1 protein-coding gene is annotated in these 2,273 nt (G+C 73.5%); it reads right to left on the reverse strand.

Annotated features, from left to right (window positions below):
* Positions 1-4: 4 nt before the first annotated feature.
* Complete coding sequence (locus CA983_RS42910) at positions 5-1,366, reverse strand: sensor histidine kinase (protein WP_086606024.1); 1,362 nt, start codon at positions 1,364-1,366, stop codon at positions 5-7.
* Between the last annotated feature and the right edge of the window lie 907 nt (positions 1,367-2,273).

The following is a 2,273-nucleotide window of genomic DNA, read 5'->3' on the forward strand; positions in this document are numbered from 1 at the left end:
AAGGTCACCTCACGTGCGCGCCCCGCCACGGCAACTCCGCGGTCACCCGGGTCGGCCCTCCCGTCGGCGAGTCCACCACCAGGATCCCGTCCACCGCGTCGAGCCGCTCCGCCAGCCCCGCCAGCCCGGATCCCTGGGATGTGTCGGCCCCGCCCACGCCGTTGTCCACGACCTGGAGCATCAGCCGGTTCTCCGTCCGCCACACCTCCACGCCGGCCCAGGTCGCCCGCGCGTGCTTGCTGACGTTCTGGAGCAGCTCCGACACCGTGAAGTACGCGATCCCCTCGATGGCCGGCGCCGGCCGCTCCGCCAGGTCGACCTCGACCTGCACCGGCACCGTGCACCGCGACGCCACCGCCGACAGCGCCGCGTCCAGCCCCCGGTCCGTCAGCACCGCCGGGTGGATCCCCCGGGCCAGGTCCCGCAGCTCCTGCAACGCCGTCTTCACCTCACCGTGCGCCTCGTCCACCATCCGCACGGCCTCCTCGGGATCCTCCTGGAGCTTCTCCTTCGCCAGTCCCAGATCCATGGCCAGCGCCACCAGCCGAGCCTGCGCCCCGTCGTGCAGATCCCGCTCGATGCGCCGCAGGTCGGCCGCCGCCGTGTCGACGACGACGCCCCGGTCCGACTCCAGCTCCACGACCCGCGAGACCAGCCGCGACGGCCCGAGCAGCCCGTGCACCAGCAGCCGGTCCACCATCGTCAGCGCCCGCACGATCCACGGCGTGGCGATCGTGAACAGCAGACCCACCAGCGCGGTCACCGTGATCTCGAAGGGGTTGTCCAGGTAGACCCGGTGCGTCTCGTCGCCGTACAGCTGCATCCCGTCCTGCCCGGCGTGCATGGGGAACACCCAGAACCACACCGGGTACGTCAGCAGCGCCCAGCCCAGCACCCAGACGTTCACGGCGACGACGAACGAGAACACCGCCCACGGCAGATGCAGCACCGCGTACAGCAGGGCCCGCCAGGAGGCGCCGCTCTTGAGGACGGCCCCCACCCACGCCATGGCGCCGGGCTTCTTCATCCGCAGCGGCTCCGGGTCGGCCACCTCCATGCCCAGCAGCGCCCGCGCCCGCAGCCGCTCCAGCGCCCCAAGGCCACGGCACCCGGCGAGCGCCGCCGCCAGCACCGGGATGCCGAGGAACGTCACCACCAGTCCCGCTCCCAGCGACACCATCGTGACCGCGTAGGTGAACAGCAGGATGCTGATCGGCAGGCTGAGCAGCACATAGCCGAGCTCGCGCCAGGTGCGGCCCTCGACCGGCGCCCGCAGCGCGGCGGGCAGCCGGTGCCGCCGCTCGGTGCTCCCGGGAAACCCGGGCCTGCCGTCGAGCCCGTACCCCTGTCCGTACTCCGTGGCCATCGGCGCCGTCCTTCTCCTCGTCCTGCGGCTGTTCCCTCGTACCTCCACCCTCCTCCGCCGCAGGTCGGCGGACCATGGAGTCCGTCGGCGTCTTGGACGGGGGGTTTTCCCTACCTCTGAGTGCGCCCACCGACCATGCGTCTCTGGCCTTCGTCTCGTGCCTGCGGTCTTCGCTCCGCGTTTTTCTGGCCTTCGTCTCGTGCCTGCGGACTTCGGCCCGCGTGTGTGCCACGGTCCCGTGCCTGCGGCTTCACCCGTTCCCGTGTGGTCACGGTCCCGGGCACGGTCATGGTCCCTGCCTGCCGCCTTTGGCCCGCATGTGCGGCCACGGTCCCGCGTCTACGGCCTTCACCCCGTGCGCGTGTCCACGGCCCCGCGCTGTGGACACGGTCCCGTGCCTGCGGCCTTTGGCCCGCGTGTACGGCCACCCGACCGTGCGTCTCCGGCCACCGGCCCGCGCCTGCGGCCTGGTCCCGTGCCTGCGGCCTTTGGCCCGCGTGTACGGCCACCCGACCGTGCGTCTCCGGCCACCGGCCCGCGCCTGCGGCCTGGTCCCGCGCTGCGGCCAGGGCCCTGCGCCTTCGGTTACCGGCCCTGCGACTCCGGCCTTCGCCCCGCGCCTGTGGCAACTGGCCCGGCTGCGGCCTTGGCCCTGCGCGTGTGTGTGGCTCGGCCTCGCGCTGAGGCTTGGGGCCCGTGCCTGCGGCTTCGGCCTCGCGCTGCGGCCACGGCCCCGCGCTGTGGTCACGGTCCCGTGCCTGCTGCCTTCGCCCCGCGTGCGTCGCCAACAGGCCCGCGCTCCGGCCTTCGCCCCGTGCGTGTGGCCACCAGGCCCGTGCCTACGGCCCTCGGTCCGCGTGCGGGGTTACCGGCCCCGCGTCTCTGGTCACCCGCCCGGCCTTCGCCC

The organism is Streptomyces swartbergensis, from assembly GCF_002148965.1.
Lineage (GTDB): Bacteria > Actinomycetota > Actinomycetes > Streptomycetales > Streptomycetaceae > Streptomyces > Streptomyces swartbergensis.